This is a genomic window from Pseudoclavibacter sp. RFBB5 (assembly GCF_002931555.1).
Taxonomy (GTDB): domain Bacteria; phylum Actinomycetota; class Actinomycetes; order Actinomycetales; family Microbacteriaceae; genus Pseudoclavibacter.
Map to the genome: position 1 here is coordinate 95,686 of NZ_PSTZ01000009.1, position 26,522 is coordinate 122,207.

General features: G+C 65.8%; 25 protein-coding genes. 2 read left to right on the plus strand and 23 right to left on the minus strand.

Going from position 1 to position 26,522, the window contains the following annotated elements:
• Positions 1-2: 2 nt before the first annotated feature.
• The 23 genes from rplX to C5B97_RS14470 all read right to left on the minus strand — a co-directional run bounded on the left by rplX (position 3) and on the right by C5B97_RS14470 (position 23,843).
• Positions 3-470 (minus strand): 50S ribosomal protein L24, encoded by a 468-nt coding sequence (rplX, locus tag C5B97_RS14360; RefSeq protein WP_104312715.1) that lies wholly within the window; start codon positions 468-470, stop codon positions 3-5.
• Positions 471-473: 3 nt separating this feature from the next.
• Positions 474-842, minus strand: a complete 369-nt coding sequence (gene rplN, locus C5B97_RS14365; protein WP_104254031.1) for a 50S ribosomal protein L14 — start codon at positions 840-842, stop codon at positions 474-476.
• A 39-nt stretch (positions 843-881) separates the two neighbouring features.
• A complete protein-coding gene (gene rpsQ / locus C5B97_RS14370) occupies positions 882-1,178 on the minus strand; it encodes a 30S ribosomal protein S17 (protein WP_104254032.1) in 297 nt (98 codons plus the stop codon).
• Complete coding sequence (gene rpmC, locus C5B97_RS14375; protein WP_104254033.1) at positions 1,178-1,507, minus strand: 50S ribosomal protein L29; 330 nt, start codon at positions 1,505-1,507, stop codon at positions 1,178-1,180. Before rpmC ends, rpsQ begins: the two co-directional genes overlap by 1 nt.
• A 2-nt stretch (positions 1,508-1,509) precedes the next feature.
• On the minus strand, positions 1,510-1,926 hold the full coding sequence (rplP, locus tag C5B97_RS14380) for a 50S ribosomal protein L16 (protein ID WP_068479279.1): 417 nt from the start codon (positions 1,924-1,926) through the stop codon (positions 1,510-1,512).
• A 2-nt stretch (positions 1,927-1,928) separates the two neighbouring features.
• Positions 1,929-2,687 carry a 30S ribosomal protein S3 gene (rpsC, locus tag C5B97_RS14385; RefSeq protein WP_068479282.1) on the minus strand — a complete coding sequence of 253 codons (759 nt, stop codon included), beginning with the start codon at positions 2,685-2,687 and terminating at the stop codon, positions 1,929-1,931.
• Positions 2,687-3,070: a 50S ribosomal protein L22 gene (rplV, locus tag C5B97_RS14390; protein WP_104254034.1), complete on the minus strand. Its 384-nt coding sequence runs from the start codon at positions 3,068-3,070 to the stop codon at positions 2,687-2,689. Before rplV ends, rpsC begins: the two co-directional genes overlap by 1 nt.
• Positions 3,071-3,094: 24 nt before the next feature.
• On the minus strand, positions 3,095-3,376 hold the full coding sequence (gene rpsS, locus C5B97_RS14395) for a 30S ribosomal protein S19 (protein ID WP_068479286.1): 282 nt from the start codon (positions 3,374-3,376) through the stop codon (positions 3,095-3,097).
• Positions 3,377-3,387: 11 nt separating this feature from the next.
• The gene (rplB, locus tag C5B97_RS14400; RefSeq protein WP_104312716.1) at positions 3,388-4,227 is read right to left on the minus strand and encodes a 50S ribosomal protein L2; all 840 of its coding nucleotides are present in this window, start codon (positions 4,225-4,227) and stop codon (positions 3,388-3,390) included.
• A 25-nt stretch (positions 4,228-4,252) separates the two neighbouring features.
• Positions 4,253-4,552 (minus strand): 50S ribosomal protein L23, encoded by a 300-nt coding sequence (gene rplW, locus C5B97_RS14405; protein ID WP_068479290.1) that lies wholly within the window; start codon positions 4,550-4,552, stop codon positions 4,253-4,255.
• Positions 4,549-5,196: a 50S ribosomal protein L4 gene (rplD, locus tag C5B97_RS14410; protein WP_104254036.1), complete on the minus strand. Its 648-nt coding sequence runs from the start codon at positions 5,194-5,196 to the stop codon at positions 4,549-4,551. The genes rplW and rplD overlap by 4 nt, the downstream gene beginning before the upstream one ends.
• 6 nt (positions 5,197-5,202) lie before the next feature.
• Positions 5,203-5,856, minus strand: coding sequence for a 50S ribosomal protein L3 (gene rplC / locus C5B97_RS14415; protein WP_104254037.1), 654 nt, complete (start codon positions 5,854-5,856; stop codon positions 5,203-5,205).
• Between the two features lie 8 nt (positions 5,857-5,864).
• Positions 5,865-6,173 (minus strand): 30S ribosomal protein S10, encoded by a 309-nt coding sequence (gene rpsJ, locus C5B97_RS14420; RefSeq protein ID WP_068479296.1) that lies wholly within the window; start codon positions 6,171-6,173, stop codon positions 5,865-5,867.
• 375 nt (positions 6,174-6,548) lie between these two features.
• On the minus strand, positions 6,549-8,654 hold the full coding sequence (locus C5B97_RS14425) for an acyltransferase family protein (protein WP_181027024.1): 2,106 nt from the start codon (positions 8,652-8,654) through the stop codon (positions 6,549-6,551).
• Positions 8,655-8,900: 246 nt separating this feature from the next.
• On the minus strand, positions 8,901-10,094 hold the full coding sequence (tuf, locus tag C5B97_RS14430) for an elongation factor Tu (protein WP_068479300.1): 1,194 nt from the start codon (positions 10,092-10,094) through the stop codon (positions 8,901-8,903).
• Between the two features lie 120 nt (positions 10,095-10,214).
• Entirely contained in the window at positions 10,215-12,329 is a 2,115-nt protein-coding gene (gene fusA, locus C5B97_RS14435; protein WP_104312718.1) for an elongation factor G, read from the minus strand.
• A gap of 54 nt (positions 12,330-12,383) precedes the next feature.
• Entirely contained in the window at positions 12,384-12,854 is a 471-nt protein-coding gene (gene rpsG, locus C5B97_RS14440) for a 30S ribosomal protein S7 (RefSeq protein WP_104254040.1), read from the minus strand.
• Entirely contained in the window at positions 12,854-13,228 is a 375-nt protein-coding gene (gene rpsL / locus C5B97_RS14445) for a 30S ribosomal protein S12 (RefSeq protein ID WP_068479306.1), read from the minus strand. The genes rpsG and rpsL overlap by 1 nt, the downstream gene beginning before the upstream one ends.
• Positions 13,229-13,490: 262 nt before the next feature.
• Positions 13,491-14,009 carry a hypothetical protein gene (locus C5B97_RS14450; RefSeq protein WP_104312719.1) on the minus strand — a complete coding sequence of 173 codons (519 nt, stop codon included), beginning with the start codon at positions 14,007-14,009 and terminating at the stop codon, positions 13,491-13,493.
• A gap of 19 nt (positions 14,010-14,028) precedes the next feature.
• On the minus strand, positions 14,029-14,517 hold the full coding sequence (locus C5B97_RS14455) for a hypothetical protein (protein ID WP_104312720.1): 489 nt from the start codon (positions 14,515-14,517) through the stop codon (positions 14,029-14,031).
• Positions 14,514-16,301, minus strand: a complete 1,788-nt coding sequence (locus C5B97_RS14460) for a hypothetical protein (RefSeq protein ID WP_104312721.1) — start codon at positions 16,299-16,301, stop codon at positions 14,514-14,516. Before C5B97_RS14460 ends, C5B97_RS14455 begins: the two co-directional genes overlap by 4 nt.
• Before the next feature lie 126 nt (positions 16,302-16,427).
• Complete coding sequence (locus C5B97_RS14465) at positions 16,428-20,306, minus strand: DNA-directed RNA polymerase subunit beta' (RefSeq protein ID WP_104254044.1); 3,879 nt, start codon at positions 20,304-20,306, stop codon at positions 16,428-16,430.
• Positions 20,307-20,354: 48 nt separating this feature from the next.
• Positions 20,355-23,843 (minus strand): DNA-directed RNA polymerase subunit beta, encoded by a 3,489-nt coding sequence (locus C5B97_RS14470; protein WP_104254045.1) that lies wholly within the window; start codon positions 23,841-23,843, stop codon positions 20,355-20,357.
• Between the two features lie 425 nt (positions 23,844-24,268).
• Here C5B97_RS14470 and C5B97_RS14475 point away from each other — a divergent pair, with 425 nt between their 5' ends.
• The gene (locus C5B97_RS14475) at positions 24,269-24,559 is read left to right on the plus strand and encodes a DUF1540 domain-containing protein (protein WP_211890723.1); all 291 of its coding nucleotides are present in this window, start codon (positions 24,269-24,271) and stop codon (positions 24,557-24,559) included.
• 207 nt (positions 24,560-24,766) lie between these two features.
• A complete protein-coding gene (locus C5B97_RS14480) occupies positions 24,767-26,506 on the plus strand; it encodes a lamin tail domain-containing protein (RefSeq protein WP_146080828.1) in 1,740 nt (579 codons plus the stop codon).
• The last annotated feature ends 16 nt before the right edge of the window (positions 26,507-26,522 follow it).

The following is a 26,522-nucleotide window of genomic DNA, read 5'->3' on the forward strand; positions in this document are numbered from 1 at the left end:
ATCTACTCGTCGTCCTTCTTCTTCGGTGCGGCGGCCTTGGCCTTCGTCGCAGGCTTCTTCTCGGCCTTCTCAGCCTTGTCAGCCTTGGCGGCCTTCTCTGCCTTGGCAGGCTTGGCTGCGCGACGCGAGGGCTTGAAGACGCGCGTGCGCACCGTCTTGGTGACGCCGTCCTTCGTGACCTCTTCGACCTGCACACCGGTGCGAGCCGGCTGCTTGGTCTCGGGGTCGACGAGTGCGACGTTCGAGATGTGGATGGGGGCCTCGACGGTCTCGATGCCACCCGTCTTCGTGCCACGCTGCGTCTGTCCGACGCGAACGTGCTTGGTCACGAAGTTGATGCCCTGGACGAGAATGCGGTTCTCATCGCGGAGCACCTCGAGCACTTCGCCCTGCTTGCCGCGGTCTCCACCGCGAGCCTGGCTCGTGCCTGAGATGACCTGGACCAGGTCTCCCTTGCGGATCGTTGCCATGGGTTAAATCACCTCCGGCGCGAGCGACACGATCTTCATGAACTTCTTGTCGCGGAGCTCGCGACCGACCGGTCCGAAGATTCGAGTGCCACGCGGCTCGTTGTCACCCTTGAGGATGACCGCTGCGTTCTCGTCGAACTTGATGTACGAGCCGTCGGGACGACGGGTCGACTTGATCGTGCGAACGATGACGGCCTTGACGACCTCACCCTTCTTGAGGTTGCCGCCGGGGATCGCGTCCTTGACGGTCGCGACGATGACGTCACCGATTCCCGCGTAGCGGCGGCCGGAGCCACCGAGTACGCGGATCGTGAGGAGTTCCTTGGCGCCGGTGTTGTCGGCGACGCGGACTCGGGATTCTTGCTGAAGCATCTGTCAAATTCCTTCGCTGAGCGGTCGAAGAGGCGAGGCCTACTTCGCCTTCTCCAGGATCTCGACCAGGCGCCAGCGCTTGGTAGCGCTGAGGGGACGGGTCTCTGCAATCAGGACGAGGTCGCCGATGCCGGCCTGGTTGTCGGCGTCGTGCGCCTTGACCTTGCTCGAGCGGCGGAGCACCTTGCCGTAGAGGGGGTGCTTGACGCGCTCTTCGACCGAGACGGTGATGGTCTTGTCCATCTTGTCGCTCGTGACGTAGCCGCGCCGGGTCTTCCGGTAGTTGCGCTCGTGCGCCTCTTCCGTTGCCTCGGGCTGTGTCGTGCTTTCAGCCATTACTTGGTCTCCTCGTTCTCAGCCTCGGGCGCAGCCTCAGGGGCTTCGGCCTTCTTCGAAGCCTTCGTGGCCTTCGACTTCTTGGCCGGCTTCTCGACCGGGGCCGGGGTTGCGCGGATCCCGAGCTCACGCTCGCGGATCACCGTGTAGATGCGCGCGATGTCGCGCTTGACCTGACGGATGCGTCCACGCTCTTCGACCTGGTTGGTCACGGCCTGGAAGCGCAGGTTGAACAGCTCTTCCTTCGCCTTCTTGAGCTCTTCGACGAGACGTCCGTCTTCGAAGTTGTCGAGCTCGGTGGTGGCGAGCTCCTTGGTACCAATCGCCATGATTACTCGCCTTCCTCGCGCGAAATGATGCGTGCCTTGAGCGGCAGCTTGTGGATGGCGCGTGTGAGGGCCTCGCGAGCGAGCTCCTCGCTGACGCCGGCGACCTCGAAGAGGACGCGGCCGGGCTTGACGTTCGCGACCCAGGAGTCGACTGCACCCTTACCGGAACCCATGCGGGTCTCGGCGGGGCGGGCGGTCATCGGGCGGTCCGGGTAGATGTTGATCCAGACCTTGCCGCCACGCTTGATGTGGCGGGTCATCGCGATACGAGCTGCCTCGATCTGACGGTTCGTGACGTAGGACGGCGTGAGCGCCTGGATGCCGAACTCGCCGAACGAGACGGTGTTGCCACCCTTCGACATGCCGCTGCGGTCCGGGCGGTGCTGCTTACGGTGCTTGACTCGACGTGGAATCAACATGGTTACGCCTCAACTCCTGCGGCGACCTGCTTCTCGTTGTCGCGGCGCGGGCCACGGCGGGAGCGGTCGTTACGGTCCCCACGGGACGACTTCTGGTTGGCCTGTTCGCGGGCGAGTTCCTTGTTGGTCATGTCGCCCTTGTAGATCCACACCTTGACACCGATGCGACCGTACGTGGTCTTGGCCTCGTAGAAGCCGTAGTCGATGTTGGCGCGGAGCGTGTGCAGCGGAACGCGTCCCTCACGGTAGAACTCCGAGCGGCTCATCTCAGCGCCGCCGAGGCGGCCCGAGACCTGGATGCGGATGCCCTTGGCACCTGCACGCTGAGCGCCCTGGAGGCCCTTGCGCATTGCACGGCGGAAGGCGACGCGAGCAGAGAGCTGCTCGGCGATGCCCTGCGCGACGAGCTGAGCGTCAGCCTCGGGGTTCTTGACCTCGAGGATGTTCAGCTGGATCTGCTTGCCCGTGAGCTTCTCGAGGTCGGCGCGGATGCGCTCGGCCTCGGCTCCGCGTCGTCCGATGACGATGCCGGGGCGAGCCGTGTAGATGTCGACGCGAACGCGGTCACGTGTGCGCTCGATCTCGATGCGCGAGACGCCTGCACGGTCGAGCGACTTCTGGAGGTACTCGCGGATGCGAATGTCTTCCTTGACGTAGTCGCTGTAGCGCTGACCCGGCTTGGTCGAGTCTGCGTACCAGCGGCTGACGTGGTCGGTCGTGATTCCGAGACGGAAGCCGTACGGATTGATCTTCTGGCCCATTACTTGCTGCTCCCCTTCTCGGCCTCGGCGAGCTCCGGCGTCGCCAGCACAACCGTGATGTGGCTTGTGCGCTTGTTGATGCGGAATGCTCGTCCCTGTGCACGCGGACGGAAGCGCTTGAGGGTTGCACCCTCGTCTACGAACGCCTTGGCGATGTAGAGGTCGCGCTCGTCAAGGAACTCGCTGTCCTTGTCCGCCTTGACTCGTGCGTTGGCGATTGCTGATGCAACGACCTTGTAGACCGGCTCAGAGGCACCCTGAGGTGCGAACTTCAGGATTGCGAGCGCTTCGAGCGCCTGCTTGCCGCGGATCAAGTTGACGACGCGACGAGCCTTCTGAGGGGTGACGCGGATGTGCCGCACGCGTGCGGTTGACTCCACCATATTTTCCTCCTTCACGTCGCCGCGTTAGCGGCGACGACCCTTCTTGTCGTCCTTCTCGTGTCCACGGAAGGTGCGGGTCGGTGCAAACTCGCCGAGCTTGTGGCCGACCATGGTTTCGGTGACAAACACGGGGATGTGCTTGCGACCGTCGTGCACGGCGATGGTGTGGCCGAGCATGTCCGGCACGATCATCGATCGGCGCGACCAGGTCTTGATGACGTTCTTCGAGCCAGCTTCGTTCTGCTTGACCACCTTCTGGAAGAGGTGTTCGTCGACGAAGGGGCCCTTCTTGAGACTGCGAGGCATCTTCTGATCTCCTACTTACGCTTCTTGCCGGCAGGGCGACGGCGGACGATGAGCTTGTCGCTCTCCTTGTTGGGGCGACGGGTGCGGCCTTCTGGCTTACCCCAGGGGCTCACCGGGTGACGTCCACCGGAGGTGCGACCTTCACCACCACCGTGCGGGTGGTCGACCGGGTTCATGACGACACCACGGACCGTGGGACGAACGCCGAGCCAGCGCTTGCGGCCGGCCTTGCCCAGGTTGATGTTCGACTGCTCGGCGTTGCCGACCTCGCCGATCGTCGCGCGGCAGCGCACGTCGACGTTGCGGACTTCGCCGCTCGGCAGACGCAGCTGGGCGTAGGGGCCGTCCTTCGCGACGAGGCGGACGGATGCTCCGGCCGAGCGCGCCATCTTCGCGCCGCCGCCTGGGCGGAGCTCGATGGCGTGGATGACCGTACCGGTCGGGATGTTCTTCAGCGGGAGGTTGTTGCCCGGCTTGATGTCGGCGCCAGCGCCCGACTCGACGATGTCGCCCTGCTTGAGCTTGTTCGGAGCCAGGATGTAGCGCTTGGTTCCGTCGAAGAAGTGCAGCAGCGCGATGCGAGCGGTGCGGTTGGGGTCGTACTCGATGTGAGCGACCTTGGCGTTCACGCCGTCCTTGTCATTGCGACGGAAGTCGATGACGCGGTACTGGCGCTTGTGGCCACCACCGATGTGACGGGTCGTGATGCGTCCCTGGTTGTTGCGGCCACCCGACTTGGTCAGGGGGCGGAGCAGCGACTTCTCGGGAGTCGAGCGCGTGATCTCGGTGAACTCGGACACCGAGGCTCCACGACGGCCAGGCGTCGTGGGCTTGTAATTGCGAATAGCCATGTGAATTCGTCCTCTGTGCTCTCGATTAACCGGCGTTCGAGAAGATGTCGATGGTGCCGGACTTGAGCGAGACGATGGCGCGCTTGGTGTCCTTGCGCTTGCCGAGCCCGAAGCGGGTGCGGCGCGTCTTGCCCGTGCGGTTCAAGGTGTTGACCTTGTCGACCTTGACGTCGAAGATCTGCTCGATGGCGAGCTTGATCTCGGTCTTGTTCGAACGAGGGTCGACCTCGAAGGTGTACTTGCCCTGGTCGATCAGGCTGTAGCTCTTCTCGGAGATCACCGGCGCGAAGATGATGTCGCGCGGGTCCTTGTTGTTTGCGCTCATGCGCCCTGCTCCTTGCTGGTCTTGCTCTCGACGAACGCGTCGTAGGCAGCCTTCGTGAAGAGGATGTCGTCCGAGACGAGCACGTCGTAGGCGTTGAGCTGGTCAACGAACAGGACGTGGAGCGCCGGGAGGTTGCGCACGCTCAGGAGGCTGAGCTCATCGCTGCGGTCGAGGACGACGAGGATGTTGCGTCCTGCCGCGACCTTCGCGATTGCTGCTGCTGCGACCTTGGTCGAGGCCTTCTCACCCGTGACGAGGGAGTCGACGATGTGCAGGTGGCCACCGCGTGCGCGGTCGCTCAGTGCCCCGATGAGGGCTGCTGCGATCATCTTCTTGGGGGTGCGCTGCGAGTAGTCGCGCGGCGTCGGCCCGTGGACGATGCCACCGCCCTTGTGCTGCGGCATGCGGACCGAACCCTGACGGGCGCGGCCGGTGCCCTTCTGCTTGAACGGCTTGCGGCCTGAGCCGGAGACCTCTCCACGGTTCTTCGTCTTGTGCGTGCCCTGACGAGCAGCTGCACGCTGTGCGACGACAACCTGGTGGATCAGCGGGACGTTGGTCTGCGCGTCGAAGATGGCGGCAGGCAGTTCGACCGTGCCGGACTTCTTGCCGGCTGCGTCGGTGACGTCAATCTTGGTTGCCATAGGAAACTAGGCCCCCTTCACTGCGTTGCGAACGAAAACGAGACGACCCTTGGGGCCGGGGACAGCACCCTTGACGAGGAGGATGCCCTTCTCGGCGTCGGCTGCGTGAACCGTGAGGTTCTGGACGGTGACGCGGTCGCCACCCATCCGGCCAGCCATGCGCGTGCCCTTGAAGACACGGCTGGGGGTCGCGGAGGCACCGATGGAGCCGGGGCGACGGTGGTTCTTGTGGGCACCGTGAGATGCGCCGACACCGGAGAAGTTGTGACGCTTCATGACACCGGCGAAGCCCTTGCCCTTGCTGGTGCCGACGACGTCGATCTTGGTGCCGGGCTCGAACGTGTCTGCGCCGAGCTCCTGACCGATCGTGTACGTCGCTGCGTCAGCGGTGCGGAGTTCGGTGATGTGACGGCGCGGCGTGACGCCCGCTGCTGCGAACTTGCCGGCGGCCGGCTTGTTCACCTTGCGCGGGTCGATGGCGCCTGCGGCGATCTGGACGGCTTCGTAGCCGTTCTTTTCGACGGTCATGATCTCGGTGACGACGTTGGTGCTCACCTGGATGACCGTGACGGGGACGAGACGGTTGTCAGCGTCCCAGACCTGGGTCATGCCGAGCTTCGTGCCCAGCAGTCCCTTGAACGTCTTGGTAGCGGTAGACATGTGTTTCCCTAGAGCTTGATCTCGATGTTGACGTCGGCCGGAAGGTCGAGACGCATGAGCGAGTCGACGGCCTTCGGCGTCGGGTCGACGATGTCGATCAGACGCTTGTGGGTGCGCATCTCGAAGTGCTCGCGGCTGTCCTTGTACTTGTGAGGGCTACGGATCACGGCGATCACGTTCTTCTCGGTAGGCAGGGGCACCGGACCGATGACGGAGGCGCCAGCACGGGTTACGGTGTCGACGATCTTGCGCGCCGAGCTGTCGATGACCTCGTGGTCATACGACTTCAGTCGAATGCGGATCTTCTGTCCCGCCATGGTTGACTCTCTCTCTCAATGACGTGCCGCCATTGCGGCTTCGCATGCAACCCCGTGGCGTCTTCACGCCGGGATTCGCACCACTGTTTTTCTGTCAAGTTCACCTGCTCGGAGCACAGGAGTGTACTCAAGCTGATGGACGGCCTTCCGGACTCGACCTCGGTGAGGTGTTGTCCTTTGGCCGGAGCTTTGCTCTGCTGCCGGTGGCCTAAGCTGCACACCAGGCGTCTTGCGACGCGGGGCGCTTATGCACTCTCCGGGCAGTGATTCGAACACACGACTAGCGCCGGGCCCCGAAATACTGAACTCACCGAGTTTAGACCGGACGGACCTGTTCTTGCAACCCGGGCGTGTCGCGCCGTCGAGATCGGTGGCTCAGAAGCCGTGCGGGGCCAGAACTCGGTCCGCGATGACCTTCGACAGGTAGAGCGAGTATTGCCTGCCGATGTGCGTCGGATCGCTGTGAACCGGAGTCCCGGCGACCACGCTCGGGCACGACGCCAGGTCGAGGTCGCAGAACCAGGCTGTCGTGGGCACCACATCCGCACCGGACTCCCCCATCTCGGTCGCGAGCTCGTCGACGCGCTGCTGGCGCTCGTCGCCGAACGGCGTCTCGCAGGCCCTGGCTGCCTCCGAGACCGTCGACGCCTCCATGCACTCGTCGAGGTCCTGCGTCGGCGGTACCGAATCGAGCCAGACGACCTCGATGCCGAGATCGGTGAGGGCTCTCACGTAGTCGCTGCTGCCCCGTCCGAGGTCCGCTCCGACGTCGTCGCCGAGGTGCTCGTATCCGTCACCGACCCACCAGGCACCGTACGTGACCACGACCACATCCGGGAGACGCTCAGTCGCCTGTTCGACCACCCAGGAGTTGTGTCCCTCACACGTCTCCCGGTAGTGATCGATGCTGTCCAGTCCAGCTCCGGAGGTGAACGGGCACATCGACAGCCCCATGAGCTGCAGCTTCGTGTCCTCGCCGAGGGCGTCTCGGAATCCGGGCGCCCAGGTCACGGCCTGGGAGTCCCCGACGATCCACACCTCGCGTTCCGCATCCGGACTTCCGTAGGCGCAGCGATCAACCGCTTCGTCCGACGCGACCGACACGCAGTCGTCCAGCTCCCACTCTTCGCTGCGCGCTTCCGCTCCGCTGAGAAGCCTGCCGTCCGGGACGGTGGGATCTGCGATCGCATCCGCGATGACCGCCGAGAGCTCGTCGAGGTTGTCGACGGCAGGCGCGAGTTCGATCGCCTCGATGGCGTCCTCGTGGACCTGCGGAGCGACCTGGACGCCGATGAAGGCGAGGAGTGCGACCAGGGGAACGGTGACGGAGGTGATGAGCCTCGGGTTCGGCTTCCACTTCGGGGCAGTCGCATCGATCTGGGCGAGCGGGTTCCTGATCCTCCCCAGGAGCTTGAGCCCGCGGGAGGTCGCCCACGCGATGGCGATCGAGACGGCGAGGAGGAGCAGCCCATCGAAGAACGAGACCGGCTCAGCTCGGCCTGGGAAGACCTCGACGAACAGCTTGAGGATCGGCCAGCTCCAGAGGTACAGCCCGTACGAGAAGCCGCCGAGCCAGACCAGGGGCCTCCAGGTCAGCAGTCGGTTGCCTCCAGCAGGGTCTCCCGACGCCCCGGCGATGAGGACGAGCAGCGCCCCGCCGACCGGGTAGAGCGCGATGAGTCCCGGATACGGCCAGGAGCTCGGCAGGAGACCTGCGGTCAGCACGAGCGCGAGACCCAGGCTGCCGACGATCGCCCGGAGCGTCTTCGGCAGGTGGATCCGCGTGATGACGAGCGCGGCGACGGCCCCGATCCCGAACTCCCACAGGCGGGCCCATGTGCTGTAGTACGTCGGGACCGGGTCGACCGCCACCCCGTTGAGGGCGTAAGCGAAGGAAGCTGCGGTGAGCAGCGCGAACCCCACGATGGCCACGCGCCGCACGGGCCACTTCGCTAGCTTCGCGACGGCGCCGAGCAGCAGGACGAACCCCAGCAGGATCAACGTGGACTGGCCCTGCACCGACATGGCCCAGAAGTGCTGGACCGCTGACTTGTCGTGGCCCGCAGCGATGTAGTCGGTCGCGTCCCCGGCGAGTCGCCAGTTCTCCCAGTAGGTGGCGGCGGCGAACAGGTCGGTGACATTGCGCTGGAAGGACAGCGCCGGGGCCGTCAGCAGGAGAACGACTGCGACGACGAGGAGGACGAGACCGGCCATGGGGAACAGGCGTGTGGCCGTGCGCTTCACGTACTGCCAGGCTCGGATGCTCCCCCGACGCTCGAGTTCACCGACGAGGGTCGTGGCCAGCAGGAATCCGCCGAGGACGAAGAAGAGGTCGACGCCGCCGGAGACGGTGCCGAACCAGATGTGGAACGACGCGACGAGGAGGGACGCGATCGCCCGCAGCCCTTGGATGTCGGTGCGGTAGCGGTTCGGCGCAGACCGAGCGGTCGCGCTCGTGGGGCGTTCTGCGCGTACGGACATTCGTCGAGCTCCTGGGGCTGCGCTGAGGCGGTGGGCGTTCCTCCGCTCGTGCGTCGAGGAGCTCATCGGAGGGGATCGAGAGGCTGCGGAGCTTCGCTCGTCACACGGTTTCTGATTCTAACCCGGTTCCCGAATCGGTGAGCTGCGGTGACGACCCGCGAGCAGTCACGAGCCGTTCGGACGCGGAGAACGCAAAAATGGGGCCGGACCCGAAGGTCCGACCCCACTCTGCAGTGAGCTGGAAGCTTACTTGTTGATCTTCGTCACCGTGCCGGCGCCGACGGTGCGGCCACCCTCACGGATCGCGAAGCCGAGGCCCTCTTCCATGGCGATCGGCTGGATGAGCTCGACGGTCATGTCCGTGGTGTCACCAGGCATGATCATTTCCTTGCCCTCGGGCAGGGTGATGACGCCGGTCACGTCCGTGGTGCGGAAGTAGAACTGCGGGCGGTAGTTCGTGAAGAACGGGTTGTGACGGCCACCCTCGTCCTTCGAGAGGATGTATGCGGTTCCCTCGAAGTTCGTGTGCGGCGTGACGGAACCGGGAGCGACGATGACCTGACCGCGCTCGACGTCCTCACGCTTGGTGCCACGGAGGAGCAGACCACAGTTCTCACCGGCCCACGCCTCGTCGAGCTGCTTGTGGAACATCTCGATACCCGTGACCGTCGTCTTGACGGTCGGGCGGAGGCCGACGATCTCGACGTCGGAGTTGATCGAGAGCGTGCCACGCTCGGCGCGACCCGTGACGACGGTTCCACGACCGGTGATCGTGAAGACGTCCTCGACGGGCATGAGGAACGGCTTGTCCTTGTCGCGGACGGGCTCCGGCACGTTGTCGTCGACAGCCTGCATGAGCTCGACGATCTTCTCGGCCCACTTCTCGTCGCCCTCGAGCGCCTTGAGGCCCGAGACCTGAACGACAGGTGCGTCGTCGCCGGGGTAGTCCTGGCTCGAGAGGAGCTCGCGAACCTCGAGCTCGACGAGCTCCAGGATCTCCTCGTCGTCAACCATGTCGGCCTTGTTCAGCGCGACGACCAGGTACGGCACGCCGACCTGCTTCGCGAGCAGCACGTGCTCACGCGTCTGAGCCATGGGGCCGTCGGTTGCGGCAACCACGAGGATTGCGCCATCCATCTGCGCAGCGCCCGTGATCATGTTCTTGATGTAGTCGGCGTGACCCGGAGCATCGACGTGAGCGTAGTGACGCTTGGGCGTCTCGTACTCGACGTGGGAGATGTTGATCGTGATACCGCGCTGACGCTCTTCCGGAGCGGAGTCGATCGACGCGAAGTCACGCTGCACGTTGGTCGCCGAAGGGTACTTGTCAGCAAGCACCTTCGAGATCGCTGCGGTGAGCGTGGTCTTGCCGTGGTCGACGTGACCGATCGTTCCGATGTTTACGTGCGGCTTGGTCCGCTCGAACTTGGCCTTAGCCACTGTGGTCCTCCTAGGACGTCGTTGGTGCCAGTCCGCGAATGACGCAGAATGACTTCCGGGTTTTCAGTGATGAATGTTACCCGCTCGGGCGACGCGTTGCGTCACCCGAGCAGGTTCGGGCTACTCGCCCCGGTTCTTCTGGATGATCTCCTCGGCAACAGCCTTGGGGACCTCGGCGTACGTTTCGAACGTCATCGAGTACACGGCGCGACCAGAGGTCTTGCTGCGCAGGTCTCCGATGTATCCGAACATCTCCGACAGCGGCACGAGTGCACGCACCACCTTCACACCACTGGCATCTTCCATCGACTGGATCTGGCCGCGGCGCGAGTTGAGGTCGCCGATCACGTCGCCCATGTACTCCTCAGGAGTACGGACCTCGACCGCCATGAGCGGCTCGAGGATGACGGGACCGGCCTTGGGAGCTGCTTCCTTGAACGCGATCGAGCCCGCGATCTTGAACGCCATCTCCGAGGAGTCGACGTCGTGCGCAGCACCATCGAGGAGCGACGCCTTGACGCCGACCATGGGGTAGCCGGCGAGGACGCCGACCTGCATCGCATCCTGGATGCCAGCATCCACGGATGGGATGTACTCACGAGGAACGCGACCACCGGTGACGGCGTTCACGAACTCGTAGGTCTTGTCCGCGTCCATCTCAAGCGGCTCGAGCTTGATCTGGATCTTTGCGAACTGGCCGGAGCCACCCGTCTGCTTCTTGTGGGTGTAGTCGAACTTCTCGACGACCTTCGTGAGCGTCTCGCGGTAGGCGACCTGGGGCTTGCCCACGTTCGCCTCGACCTTGAACTCGCGCTTCATGCGGTCGACGAGGATGTCGAGGTGGAGCTCGCCCATGCCCTTGATGACCGTCTGACCGGTCTCCTGGTCGAGCATGACGCGGAACGTCGGGTCTTCCTCGGCGAGCTTCTGGATGGCCGTTCCGAGCTTCTCCTGGTCGGCCTTGGTCTTCGGCTCGATGGCGACCTCGATGACGGGCTCCGGGAAGGTCATCGACTCGAGGACGATCTGCTTGTCAGGGTCGCTCAGGGTGTCACCGGTCATGGTGTCCTTGAGGCCGATGACGGCGTAGATGTGTCCCGCGGTCATCGACTCGACCGGGTTCTCCTTGTTGGCGTGCATCTGGAAGATCTTCCCGATGCGCTCCTTCTTGCCCTTCGAGGAGTTGACCACCTGCGCGCCGGACGGGACGTGTCCCGAGTAGACGCGCGTGTAGATCAGTCGACCGAAGAACGGGTGCACGGCGATCTTGAAGGCGAGAGCAGCGAACGGCTCGTCGGCGCTCGGACGACGTGTGAGCTCCTCCGACTCGTCGCGCGGGTTCATGCCGATGACGGCAGGAACGTCGAGCGGCGACGGAAGGTAGTCCACGACTGCATCGAGCATGGGCTGGACGCCGCGGTTCTTGAACGCGGAGCCGCAGAGCACGGGGTACATCTCGCTCGTGACGGTGAGCTTGCGGATGGCCGCCTTGATCTCGGGGATCGAGATGTCCTCGCCCGCGAAGAAGCGCTCCATGAGCTCGTCGTCGGTCTCGGCGACAGCCTCGAGGAGCTTCGTGCGGTACTCGTCCGCGCGCTCCTTGAGGTCTTCCGGGATCTCCAGGGTCTCGTAGGCGGCACCGAGGGTGGTGTCACCCTTGGAGTCGCTCGGCCAGACCTTGGCGTTCATCTCGACGAGGTCGACGATGCCGATGAAGTCGTTCTCAGCGCCGATGGGGAGCTGGATCACGAGCGGCTTCGCGCCGAGGCGGTTGACGATCGTGTCGACCGTGAAGTAGAAGTCAGCGCCGAGCTTGTCCATCTTGTTGACGAAGCAGATGCGCGGAACGTCGTACTTGTCGGCCTGGCGCCAGACGGTCTCCGACTGGGGCTCGACACCCTCCTTGCCGTCGAACACGGCGACTGCACCGTCGAGGACGCGGAGCGAGCGCTCCACCTCGACGGTGAAGTCGACGTGACCGGGCGTGTCGATGATGTTGATCTGGTTCTTCTTCCAGAACGACGTCACAGCAGCCGAGGTGATCGTGATGCCACGCTCCTGCTCCTGCTCCATCCAGTCCGTCGTCGAGGCGCCATCGTGCGTCTCGCCGAGCTTGTGGTTGACACCGGTGTAGAACAGGATGCGCTCGGTGGTTGTCGTCTTGCCGGCATCGATGTGCGCCATGATGCCGATGTTGCGGACCTTGTTCAGGTCAGTAAGCACGTCCTGTGCCACGGGTGTCCTCCGAAAGGATTGAAGCGAGAGTGGTGAGGGCTACCAGCTGCTGGATTACCAGCGGTAGTGCGCGAAGGCCTTGTTGGACTCGGCCATCTTGTGCGTGTCTTCACGGCGCTTCACCGCGGCACCGAGGCCGTTGGATGCGTCGAGGATCTCGTTCGTGAGGCGCTCGGTCATCGACTTCTCGCGACGGTTCTTCGCGTAGCTCGTGAGCCAGCGCAGTGCGAGCGTGTTGGCACGGTGAGGCTTGACCTCGACCGGGACCTGGTACGTCGAGCCGCCGACGCGACGCGAGCGGACCTCGAGCGTGGGGCGCACGTTGTCGAGCGCCTTCTTCAGGGTCGCGACCGCGTCCTGGTCCGACTTGGCGGCAACGCCCTCGAGCGCGTCGTACACGATGCGCTCGGCGAGGCCCTTCTTGCCGTCAAGCAGGATCTTGTTGACGAGCTGGCTGACGATGGGGGCGCCGTACACGGGGTCGGCGACCACGGGGCGCTTGGGGGCTGGACCCTTACGTGGCATTACTTCTTCTCCATCTTCGCGCCGTAACGGCTGCGAGCCTGCTTGCGGTTCTTCACTGCCTGGGTGTCGAGTGCACCGCGGACGATCTTGTACCGCACACCCGGGAGGTCCTTCACACGACCGCCACGGACGAGCACCATCGAGTGCTCCTGGAGGTTGTGGCCCTCACCTGGGATGTAGGCGGTCACCTCGGTACCGTTCGACAGCTTGACACGAGCGACCTTACGGAGCGCCGAGTTCGGCTTCTTGGGCGTCGTGGTGTAGACGCGGGTGCAAACCCCGCGCTGCTGAGGGTTGGCCTTCAGGGCTGGCGTCTTGGACGCCGACGCCTTGGGGCGGCGGCCCTTGCGGACCAACTGCTGAATTGTTGGCACGAATAATCTCCTTGGTTTTGTACTGCGTGATCGTGGTAAGCACGATTCCTGTGCCTACGAGGCACTGTTTGCCTCTTGATAACCGACCGGCGGTACAAAATCTCTGGTATCGCTGGTTGGTGAAGCGGTGGCAGTCGAGGCGACTGGCGTTGCTTACAGTTGCGCGCTTCGCTGCAGATTCTTCGCAGTTTCAGCGTTCGCACGGTTTTGGGCGCGACAGGGCGCGCGCACCGAAAAATCCTACCCCGTCAGTTTTGCAGGGTCAAGCGGGACCCCGACCGGGCCGCGTCGGCCGTGACGTCGAGAGCACCGCCGCGAGGATGACGAGCGCCGCCAGGGGGACGATCGAGAGCCCGAAGGGGCCAACGGAGAGCCCGATGGCGACCTGGCTCGGGAGCGGTGAGATGGCGTCCGGGTCTCCGGCCTCTGCTCGGGACCCCGTGGCTGCGATGCCGGCCGCGATCGCGAAGGCGAGCCAGGCGAGGATGCTCCCGGGGGCGGCGAGCCAGAGCACGCCCGGCCTGCCTCGGTACCGTCTGCGGAGCGCCAGCGCCACGGAGGCGGCCACCACGACCGTTCCTGCCGCCACAGCGAGCGGGGCCACGAGCACGCTCACACCGGGCAGGTCGATGACGTCGCGGTCCAGGCCGAGGGCGACGAAGCCCCAGGTTGCTATGACCAGGGAGGCGAAGACGAGGCTGCTGACGGCTCCCCACGTGACGGCCCTCCCCCAGGTCGAACCCGGGTCGGGAGGGAGCTCCGCGTCGTGGCGTTCGATCATGGGACCGCTGCCGTCCAGGTCAGGCCGCGAGCTCGACCTGGAGTCCGCGGACGATCACCGCGATGTCCTTGCCGATGTGCGCCGATTGGGCGGCCGTGCTCGTGCCGACCGCGGTGACGATCTCCGTGAGCGGCCCGCGATGCAGGACGACCATCTTCGAGCGGACCTCGAGCCCGCCCAGCCTCGGGTCCCGCTGCGTCGACTCGACGTAGTGCATGAGCTGTGGTTCCGTGCCGGACTCGGCGAGGCGCTCCTTGCCGCCGCCCTGCGTGATGCGCTGACGCAGCACTGTCAGCGCATCCTCGTGCGAGACGGTGCCAGGCCACCGCTCGATCGTCACGAGCACATTCGGGTTGAAGCCGTTCGTCGCGACGAGGTGCCGCGCACCGAGCACCGAGCCAGCCCACTGCAGCGGCTCCCACCCGGCGGGCACGTCGATCGCCACCTCGGGGAAGGCCGGGAACTCGGCGCTCGGCAGCGTGAGTCTGCGCAGCTGGTCACCGCTCACTCGGCCACTCCGTTCGCATCCGCGGTCTCAGCGGAGCGCTCCGCCATGCGCTTCTCGTACCCGAGCTGCGCCCTGCGGTTGGCTCGCGACACCCGTCGCCCTCGAGCCGCGGCGATGCCGCCCACCCAGGTGAAGGCCTCCCTGGCCGCGATCGCAGCGACCAGCGCGGACAGCAGATGCTCGGAGGCCCTGAACTTCGCGAGGACCTCGTCGAGCTGGATGCTCGTGATGGGGAGCCCGTCAGCGAGGTGCTGCTGGAGAGCCGCTCCGAAGTAGTAGCCGGCCGCCACGAGCACCGCTGCCATGAACCCGCCGAGGACGTAGGCCCACCAGCCGGCGCGGTTCACGATCAGTGCCCACAGCACGCCGAACGCGGCGAAGACCGTGACGGGAACCGTGAAGGCCGCGGTGATCGCGAACTCGGAGGCCTCGCCGATGGGGTCGAGCCCCGTGTTGAACGCCGTCCGCAGCAGGGCGAAGGCCAGCAGGTAGAGGGCTGCGAACACCACCGAGGCGACCACGGCGACGAACACCGCGAACATCCGGTTCCCGCGCTTCTTCGGCTTCACCGGGGCCAGGTCGTCGCTGTCCGTCGGTGCGGAGAGTCGGAGTGGCGCGAACGTCGAGTCGTCGTCTGCCTGCGTGGCGGACGCGTCGGCGTCCGGCCTGGCGGAGTCGGTGTCCACGCGCTCGTCGGTCGCGTGCGTCGACTCGACCGCCCGTGCGGCTTCGGAACGGTCCGCGGCATCCGTCTCGAGGACGGCGTCGGCGCCAGCGTCAGCGTCGACGTCGGCATCGGCGTCAGCCGCGTCTTCGGTCGGCGCGTGGGTCACAGCTGCGGCATCTGCTTCGTCGAGGACGTCCACGCGCTCCGTGACGGTGACCGCTTCCACGGTCTCCCCGTCCTCGGCGAGCTGCTCGGTGACCGTCTCCGTGACGACCACGTCCGCACGCGTGACCTCCCCCGCGACAGGGGTGGCCCCGTCGAGGGCCTGATGGTCGTCAGACGGTTCCGGATCGACCGCTGCCTGCGCCGATGGGCGGGCTGCGCTCGAGGCCGCGACACGGGCAGCTGTGCGGTCTATCTCGAGGGTGCGGCGCGGAGACTCACGCTCCTCGTCGGGCGCAGTGGCAGATCCGGCGGCGTCCACCGTGATGGCCGAGACCGAGGCGGCGCCAAGCGCGTCAGCCGCGAGGTCCTGAGCGGGAACCGGTTCGGTCACCGGGAAGTCCGCGGCGTCATCCTCTTCGGCGATCTCGCGTTCCATGACCGGCACGTCCTCCGACGCCGGGGCATCTTCTGGTCCAGCGTGGCCATCAGCACCGGCCTCCGGGGCGGACGGCACCGTGTCAGACGTCGAAGTAGACCCGCCGTCGACCTTCGTTGTCTGCTCGGTGTCGGCTGCCGCACCTGCAGGTGCGCCTGGACGCGGTCCGTCGGCGAGCACGGCCGCGAGCTCATCCCGATCGAGGCCCACCGTCGCGTTGGGGTCGGTGCCGTCGGTCGCGAGGGGATCCGCGAAGGCGACCCTGACGTCTTCCTGAGGCGCGAGCGCGGGATCGGTCGGCGCTTCCGCCCGACCGTCGAACGCGAGGTCATCCCCCGCGAGCACCTCACCGGACGGCACCTCGCCGTCCTCGCCGATGCCGCGGCTGCGAGCGAGCGCGGCCTCCAGCCGATCCTGGGGGTCGGGAAGCTCTCGGGGTTCGCCGGCTCCGCCGCCTACTTCCGGCTCGTGGCCGTCGTCCGAGGGCAGGCGAGGCGCGCGCGTGTCGTCACTCATGGAGCCAACGTTAGGGCCGCAGGCTCGCTTCTTCCCGGTGACAAGCCGCAGACGCGCGAACGCCCCCACCCGTGACGGGTGGGGGCGTTCGCACTGGTGCGTCGGCGAGCCGACGCGACTTCAGGGCTAGCTGAAGTTGGAACCGCCGAAGTCATCGCTCGAGAAGGCCTCGAAGTCGACGAACGTGAGGTCGTTCTCGTCGAAGCTGCCCTCGTCTGCGCCGAACGGGTAGCGCTCGGCGCGAGCCTCGTCGGTCGGCTCGACCGACATCTCGCGGTACTTGGTGAGACCAGTACCAGCCGGGATGAGGCGACCGATGATGACGTTCTCCTTGAGGCCGACCAGCGGATCGGTCGTCGCTTCCATGGCGGCCTGCGTGAGCACGCGGGTCGTCTCCTGGAACGAAGCGGCCGAGAGCCACGATTCGGTCGCGAGCGACGCCTTCGTGATTCCCATGACTTCCTGACGGCCGGTCGCGGGCTTGCGGCCCGACATGACGGCTGCGCGGTTGATGGACGCGAAGCGCTGTCCATCAGCCAGCTCACCCGGCAGCATGTCGGTCTCGCCGTGGTCGATGACCGTGATCTTGCGGAGCATCTGGCGGACGATGACCTCGATGTGCTTGTCGTGAATCGGCACACCCTGCGAACGGTAGACGCCCTGCACACCGCTGACGAGGTACTTCTGCACCTCGCGAGCACCCTTGACCCGCAGCACGTCCTTCGGGTCGATGGGACCCTCGTGCAGCTGCTGGCCGTGCTCGACGTGCTGGCCGTCCTCGACGAGGAGCTCAGCGCGCTTCAGCACCGGGTAGATGTGCGGCTCGTCGCCGTTGTCCGGGATGAGGACGATCTTGCGCGACTTGTCGGTGTCCTGGATCTCGATGCGACCAGCGGCCTCGGCGAGCGGCGATGCGCCCTTCGGGGTGCGGGCTTCGAAGAGCTCCTGGACACGAGGCAGACCCTGCGTGATGTCACCAGCGCTCGACACACCACCGGAGTGGAACGTACGCATCGTGAGCTGGGTACCGGGCTCGCCGATGGACTGTGCCGCGATGATGCCGACGGCCTCACCGATGTCGACGAGGTTGCCGGTGGCAAGCGAGCGGCCGTAGCACGCTGCGCAGACGCCGACGCTGGACTCGCACGTGAGGACAGAACGGATCTTGACCTCGGTGATGCCTGCGTCCATGAGCTGGTCGATGACGACGTCGCCCATGTCGGTGCCGGCAGCGGCGACGACGTTGCCGTCGGCGTCCACTGCGTCGACCGAGATGCTGCGGGCGTAGACCGCGTTCTCCACGTTGTCGTCGACGACGATCTCGCCGCCATCCGTGATGTGGGCGATCTGGATGTCGAGGCCACGAGCGGTGCCGCAGTCGTCCTCACGGATGATGACGTCCTGCGAGACGTCGACGAGTCGACGCGTCAGGTAGCCGGAGTCGGCCGTACGGAGAGCCGTGTCGGCCAGACCCTTGCGGGCGCCGTGGGTCGAGATGAAGTACTCGGCAACCGTCAGGCCCTCGCGGTACGAGTGCACGATCGGGCGAGGAATGGTCTCACCCTTCGGGTTGGCGACCAGTCCGCGCATACCGGCGATCTGGCGAACCTGCAGCCAGTTGCCGTTTGCGCCTGCCGTGACCATGCGGTGGATGGAGTTGGTCGACGGGAAGGCCGCCTGCATCTCGTCGGCGACGAGCGCGGTTGCAGCTTCCCACTTCTTGATGACCTCTTCGCGGTACTCCTGCTCGGAGATCGCGCCCATGACCTGCCACTCGTTGCGCAGCTCGGCCACTTCGGCCTCGGTGCGCTCGACGATCTCGCGCTTCGAGTCGGGCGTCACGAGGTCGCTGAGCGCGATCGAGATGCCCGAGCGGGTAGCCCAGTAGAAGCCGGAGTCCTTGATGCGGTCGAGCGTCTCGGCGACCTCGTCCTTCGAGTACCGCTCCGCGAGGTAGTTGACGACACCGGACAGACGTCCCTTGGTCATCGTGTCCTCGACGTAGGGGTAGTCGGACGGGAGCAGCTCGTTGAAGCGAGCGCGGCCGAGCGTCGTCTCGACGAGCACGGTCTCTCCCTGGACGTAGCCCTCAGGAGCCTTGCCCTCTTCGAACGTGATGCCCGTGAGGCGCAGCCTGATCGGAGCGTTGAGGTCGAGCGAGCCCTGGTCGAACGCCATGATCGCCTCGGCCGTGGACGAGAAGACTCGTCCGGCGCCCTCGACGTCGTCCTGCAGCGTCGTCAGGTGGTACAGACCCGCGACCATGTCCTGCGAAGGCAGGGTGACGGGGCGTCCATCCGACGGCTTGAGGATGTTGTTCGACGCGAGCATGAGCACGCGGGCCTCGGCCTGGGCCTCGACCGAGAGCGGCAGGTGAACGGCCATCTGGTCGCCGTCGAAGTCGGCGTTGAACGCCGCGCAGACGAGCGGGTGCAGCTGGATCGCCTTGCCCTCGACGAGGAGCGGCTCGAACGCCTGGATGCCCAGACGGTGCAGCGTGGGTGCACGGTTGAGCAGCACCGGACGCTCGCGGATGACCTCTTCGAGCACGTCCCACACCTCGGGCTTCGCGCGCTCGACGGCACGCTTGGCTGCCTTGATGTTCGACGCGTGCTGCAGGTCGATCAGTCGCTTGATGACGTACGGCTTGAACAGCTCGAGCGCCATCTGCTTCGGGAGGCCGCACTGGTGCATGCGCAGCTGCGGTCCCACGATGATGACGGAACGGCCCGAGTAGTCGACGCGCTTTCCGAGGAGGTTCTGGCGGAAGCGGCCCTGCTTGCCCTTCAGCATGTCGCTGAGGGACTTGAGAGCGCGGTTGCCGGTACCCGTGACCGGGCGGCCGCGGCGACCGTTGTCGAACAGCGCGTCGACCGACTCCTGGAGCATGCGCTTCTCGTTGTTCACGATGATCTCGGGAGCACCGAGATCGAGCAGGCGACGGAGGCGGTTGTTGCGGTTGATCACACGACGGTAGAGGTCGTTGAGGTCGCTGGTCGCGAAGCGGCCACCGTCGAGCTGCACCATCGGGCGGAGCTCCGGCGGGATGACCGGGACGACATCGAGGACCATCGCGGCGGGGCTGTTGCCCGTTGCGAGGAACGACGAGACGACCTTGAGGCGCTTGATGGCGCGGATCTTCTTCTGACCCTTGCCCTCCGCGATCTGGGTGCGCAGCAGCTCGCCTTCGGCCTTGAGGTCGAAGTTCTGCAGGCGCTTCTGGATCGACTCGGCACCCATGTGGGCTTCGAAGTAGTCGCCGTAGCGGTCGACGAGCTCGTGGAAGTCGGTGTCCTCCGGCTTGAGCTCACCGACCTTCAGGTTCTTGAACGACTCGAAGACGCGCTCGACGCGGGTGATGTCCTCGTCGAACCCCTTGCGGAGCTGACCCATCTCCTTCTCGCCGGCGTCCTTCGTCTTGCGGAGCTGGTCTGCCTTGGCGCCCTCGGTCTCGAGAGCACCGAGCTCCTCTTCGAGGCGGAGCATGCGAGCCGCGATGGCCGCATCCTTCTGGTCGTTCAGGCTCTTGAGCTCGAGACGCATCTCGCTCTCGAGGCCGCTGAGGTCGTCGCGACGACCCTCCTCGTCCACCGAGATGACCATGTACGCGGCGAAGTAGATGACCTTCTCGAGGTCCTTCGGCGCCATGTCGAGGAGGTAGCCGAGACGGCTCGGAACGCCCTTGAAGTACCAGATGTGCGTGACGGGAGCCGCGAGCTCGATGTGGCCCATGCGCTCACGGCGCACTGCCGACTTCGTGACCTCGACGCCGCATCGCTCGCACACGATGCCCTTGAAGCGGACGCGCTTGTACTTGCCGCAGGCGCACTCCCAGTCGCGGGAAGGGCCGAAGATCTGTTCGCCGAACAGACCGTCCTTCTCGGGCTTGAGCGTGCGGTAGTTGATGGTCTCGGGCTTCTTGACCTCGCCGTACGACCACTTGCGAATGTCATCTGCCGTGGCTAGGCCGATGCGCAGTTCATCAAACTTGGTTGCATCCAACAATGCTGTTGTCTCCTTGTGAAGAATGAGTCTTCGTCGTGTCGGGGAGGCTTAGATCTCGTCGACGGACGAGGACTCGAAGCGGCTGGAGATGTTGATGCCGAGTTCTTCGGCGGCCCGGTAGGCCTCGTCGTCGTTGTCGCGGAGGCTCAGCGCGGTACCGTCAGCCGAGAGGACCTCGACGTTCAGGCAGAGCGACTGCATCTCCTTGAGGAGAACCTTGAAGGACTCGGGGATACCCGGCTCCTGGATGTTCTCGCCCTTGACGATGGCCTCGTAGGCCTTGACGCGTCCGACGATGTCGTCGGACTTGATGGTGAGGAGCTCCTGGAGCGTGTATGCGGCGCCGTACGCGTAGAGCGCCCACACCTCCATCTCACCGAAGCGCTGTCCACCGAACTGCGCCTTACCACCGAGTGGCTGCTGCGTGATCATCGAGTACGGACCCGTCGAACGCGCGTGGATCTTGTCGTCCACGAGGTGGTGCAGCTTCAGGATGTACATGTAGCCGACGGAGATCGGGTCCGGGAACGGCTCGCCGGAGCGGCCGTCGAACAGGACGGTCTTTCCGGTCGAGTTGATGAGGCGGTCGCCGTCGCGCGTCTTGAGCGTCGAGTCGAGGAGGCCCGTGAGCTCTTCCTCGGTCGCGCCGTCGAAGACGGGGGTCGCGAGTTTGACGCCCGGGGTTCCCTCGTAGGCCTCGGGAACGAGGTTCTTCGCCCACTCGGGCTCGCCCTCGATCTTCCAGCCGGTCTTCGCGACCCAGCCGAGGTGCGTCTCGAGCACCTGGCCGAAGTTCATGCGCTTCGGGATGCCCAGCGGGTTGAGCACGATGTCGAGCGGCGTTCCGTCGGCGAGGAACGGCATGTCCTCTTCCGGCAGGATCTTCGCGATGACGCCCTTGTTGCCGTGACGGCCGGCGAGCTTGTCACCCTCGGTGATCTTGCGCTCCTGCGCGATGTACACGACGACGCGCTGGTTGACGCCGGAGCCGAGCTCGTCGTCGCCCTCTTCGGAGTCGAAGACCTTCACCTGGATGATCGTGCCGGCTTCACCGTGAGGGACCTTGAGCGAGGTGTCGCGCACCTCGCGGCTCTTCTCGTTGAAGATGGCACGCAGCAGGCGCTCTTCCGCGCTGAGCTCGGTCTCGCCCTTCGGCGTGACCTTGCCGACGAGGATGTCGCCCGGCTGGACCTCTGCACCGATGCGGATGATGCCGCGCTCGTCGAGGTCCTTGAGGAGCTCGGGCGAGACGTTGGGCAGGTCGCGGGTGATCTCTTCCTTGCCGAGCTTGGTGTCGCGAGCGTCGACCTCGTACTCCTCGATGTGGATCGAGGAGAGGGTGTCGTTCTTCACCAGGTTCTGGCTGAGGATCATGGCGTCCTCGAAGTTGTGGCCTTCCCACGGCATGAAGCCGACGAGGAGGTTCTTGCCGAGCGCGAGCTCGCCGTTCTCCGTCGCAGGACCATCCGCGATGACCATTCCCTCTTCGACGCGCTCGCCGGCCGAGACGACAACGCGGTGGTTGTAGCACGTGCCGTGGTTCGAGCGGTCGAACTTGCGGAGGAAATAGGACTCGGTGCCACCCTCGTCGAGCTGCAGGACGACGTGGTCGGCCGAGACCGACTGCACGACGCCCGCGCGGTTCGCCGTGATGACGTCACCGGCGTCGATGGCTGCGAAGCCCTCCATACCGGTTCCGACGACTGGGCTCTCGCTGCGGACGAGCGGCACGGCCTGACGCTGCATGTTGGCGCCCATGAGCGCGCGGTTTGCATCGTCGTGCTCGAGGAACGGGATGAGGCTCGTCGCGACCGACACCATCTGGCGCGGGGAGACGTCCATGTAGTTGACCTCGCCGGCTGGGACGAGCTCGACCTCGCCGCCCTTACGGCGGACCAGGACCTCGTCCTCGACGAAGTGGCCGTCGGCGCCGATGGGCGCGTTGGCCTGTGCGACGACGAACTCGTCTTCCTCGGACGCGGTCAGGTAGTCGACCTGCTCCGTGACCTTGGTGTCGACGACGCGGCGGTACGGCGTCTCGATGAAGCCGAAGGCGTTGATGCGGGCGAACGTCGCGAGCGAGCCGATCAGACCGATGTTCGGGCCTTCAGGCGTCTCGATCGGGCACATGCGGCCGTAGTGCGACGGGTGGACGTCACGGACCTCGACGCCTGCGCGCTCACGCGAGAGACCGCCGGGCCCGAGGGCCGAGAGGCGACGCTTGTGCGTGAGACCCGCGAGCGGGTTGTTCTGGTCCATGAACTGGGAGAGCTGCGACGTTCCGAAGAACTCCTTGATCGCGGCGACGACTGGTCGCACGTTGATCAGGGTCTGCGGGGTGATCGCCTCGATCTCCTGCGTCGTCATGCGCTCGCGCACGACACGCTCCATACGGCTGAGTCCGGTGCGGACCTGCGACTGGATGAGCTCGCCGACAGCACGGATGCGACGGTTGCCGAAGTGGTCGATGTCGTCGACGTCGAGGCGGATGTCGGCGGGCTCGCCGTTGCGCTTGCCGTCGAACTTCTCGTCGCCGGCGTGCAGCGCGACGAGGTACTTGATCGTCGAGACGATGTCCTCGACGGTCAGAACCGACTCGCTGATCGCGGACTCGATGCCGAGCTTGCGGTTGATCTTGTAGCGACCCACCTTGGCGAGGTCGTAGCGCTTCGAGTTGAAGTAGAAGTTGTCGAGGAGAGCGCGCGCCGCCTCCGTGGCGACCTGCTCGCCCGGACGGAGCTTGCGGTAGATGTCCTTGAGGGCATCTTCCTTCGTGCGGATGTCGTCCTTTTCGAGCGTGAGCTCGATGGACTCGTACCCGGCGAACTGCTCGCGGATCTCTTCGGTCGTCAGGCCGAGGGCCTTCATGAAGACCGTGACGGACTGCTTGCGCTTGCGGTCGATGCGAACGGCGACCTGGTCGCGCTTGTCGATCTCGAACTCGAGCCATGCGCCACGGCTCGGGATGATGCGCGCCGAGAAGACGTCCTTGTCGCTGGTCTTCTCGGGGGTGCGCTCGAAGTAGACGCCCGGGCTGCGGACGAGCTGCGAGACGACGACACGCTCGGTGCCGTTGATGATGAACGTGCCCTTGCTCGTCATGAGCGGGAAGTCGCCCATGAAGACGGTCTGCGTCTTGATCTCGAGCGTCTGGTGGTTCATGAACTCGGCCTCGACGTAGAGAGGCGCGGAGTACGTCTTGCCGCGCTCCTTGCACTCCTCGAGGGAGTACTTCTCGGGCTCGAGGTACGGGTTGGTGAAGCTCAGCTGCATCGTCTCGCCGAGGTCCTCGATCGGAGAGATCTCCTCGAAGATCTCGTCGAGGCCGGAGCGGAGAGCGACGTCGGTGCGGCCTTCAGCCTGCGCCTGAGCGAGGCGCTGCTTCCAGGCGTCGTTGCCGACGAGCCAGTCGAAGGATTCGGTTTGCAGAGCGAGGAGATCTGGCACATCGAGTGTGTCGCTGATCTTCGCGAATGAGAGTCGGCGTGCATTCCGACCGGTCGTAGGCGTCGGAGATGCGTTGCGCGCAGCAGCCAAGGAAGTTCCCTCCACGATCCCGCGGATTCCGCGAGATGCCAGTAGTGTCGTCGGTGAGGTTCCGCCACGTTTCACGATGTACAAGGCATGCCCATCATCAACGGACGCGGTCGATGACGACCCGCGAAGATGTTGGTGAGAGAAGCACTGCCAGGCCGACCGCAATATGAAGGCATGGTGAGACGAAGCGCAAACATCGAGTGTATGCGCCGTTTGGTGGTATGTCTACCCCGACCTTGCCTCAATCTGAAATCTCAGGTATAACGCGCCTCGTCCGGACCTCGCCGGGTGCGGGTGGAGGCAGGCAAGGCTCCGCTCAGCAAGGCGAACCTCCCCTTATCAGAAAGACACGATCGAGTCCAGTGTCGGCTTGAATACGGGGCCCGCGGGCTCCTACCGTTGAGGCAACCCAACAACGGAGGCACATCATGACACTGCTCGATCTCCCCAACGTCAGCACCTGTTCTGTCGCCGGATGCTCGTTCAACCACGACGGCTGCCACGCGCCCGCTGTGACGATCGACGGCGACGAGGGCTGCGCCACGTTCATCCCCCTCGACCGCAAGGGTGGCCTCGACAAGGTCATCGCAGGAGTGGGTGCCTGCCAGGCCGCAGACTGCCGCTTCAACAAGGACCTGACCTGCAGCGCCCCTGCCATCCGCGTCGGAGCCCAGGGCAACGACGCCGCGGACTGCCTCACGTATGAGGCAGCCTGACCGCCGCAGCAGCAGCAGTTCCGCGAAGCGCCGACCTCCAATGGAGGTCGGCGCTTCGCTTTTCCCGTCAATGAGGACGACGATTCGCGATTCGTCTCGTGGAAGGGATCCGGCACGGGTGCGGCTCCCCGCGCGGTGTCTAGACTTGCCCGCGGCGACGCCCGCCTGAGCTCCCCCAGGTCGCCATTTCACAACAGAGGAGCGTGCGTGCAAGCACAACGAATGAACCTGGCGGCAGCTGTCGCCCTCATGATCGGTGGAGGTGCGGTGCTGGCCGTGCCCGCATCCGCGAACGCGACCGAGCTGCCCGTCTCCGGCCCCGGCATCGTCGTGATCAATGAGATCGACTCGTCCGGTGGCGAGCCAGGGGATTGGATCGAGCTCGCGAACCCGGGAGCGGCGGCGATCGACCTCGAAGGCTACGTCCTCACCGACAACTCGCCGGAAGACCCGACGCACCGCTACACGATTCCGGCCGGCACGGTCGTCGCGCCGGGAGCGCACCTCGTGATCGAGGACGGCGAGAGCGATCTGGGCCTGGGCGGCGCTGACAGCGTGCGGCTGTTCGGAACGGACGGGACGGCCGTCGTCGATCAGTACTCGTGGACCCGGCATGCGGCGACCACGTACGGACGCTGCCCCGACGGCACCGGGGAGTTCGCCCAGACCGCGGTGGTCACCAAGGGGAGCGCGAACGCCTGCGCCGACGCCCCGACCGAGACACCAGGTCCCACGACTCCCGACAGCGAGCCCTGGCCGGGTGACGCCGCCGTCGCTCCGATCGCCGGTGGCATCACGCTCGCCGAAGACATGTCGGGCCTGGACTACCAGTACTCGCCGGACGGCAGCACGCTCTGGGCCGTCGAGAACGGCACGGGCGGGCTCTACCGCTTCGAGGTGACGGCTGACGGGGGCGTCACCCCCGCGCAGGGCTGGGAGACGCCGAAGCGAGTGCGTTTCCAAGCTGATGCGAGCAAGCCGGATGCGGCGGGCCCGGACACCGAGGGCGTCACGTTCTCGCCGGAGCGGCCGGACTCCGTCTTCGTCGGCGCTGAGCGCGACAATTCGGCGAAGTCGACGAACCGGAACACGATCCTCGAGGTGAACGTCCGCGCCGCGACGGGCCCTGAGCTCGTGGCGACGACCGAGTGGGACCTGACCGCAAGCCTCCCTTCGGTCGAGGCCAACACGGGCATCGAGGCGATCGAGTGGGTCGCCGACAGCGAGCTCGAGGGCGAGCTGCTCGACGAGAACACGGGCGCCCCGTACGACTCGGCGAACTACCCGGGCGCCGACGGCCTGTTCTTCGTCGCCGTCGAGGAGACCGCAGGCGTCTACGCCTACGCGCTCTTCGACGACGGCAGCGCGAGCCGCGTCGCCACCCTCGAGTCCGGCCTCGGCGGCGTCATGGCCCTCGACTACGACGAGTCCACGCAGACGCTCTGGGGCATGTGCGACAACGGATGCGGCGGCACGAGCGCGCTGTTCCACTTCGGCACGGAAGACGGCTCCGCCGGGTACACGGTGACGCACATCGCCCGACCCGCCGGACTCCCCGACACGAACAACGAGGGCTTCGCGATCGCCGCCAACGAGACCTGCGTCGACGGCACACGCGCCACCTACTGGCTCGAGGACGGCGTGAAGGCCGACGCACTCAAGCAGGGCTCGATCGCGTGCGCCCCCGTTGGGACGCCGCCCTCAGAGACCCCGGGCGGCACGGAGACACCGGCACCCACGGGTTCGCCGGCAGCGACGGACACGCAAGGCGCGACTCCGAGCCCCGGCGGGGCCGCGGGCGGCGGGCAGGGAAGCGGAACGGAGACGGGCGCGAAGGATGACGCGCTCGCGACGACCGGTGCGGCGCACCTCGTCCCCGGGATGCTCGCAGGGCTCGCCGCGCTCACGCTCGGCGGCTTCGCGCTCACCCGCCGCCGCGACGCGTAGCGAACCGAGACGTGCC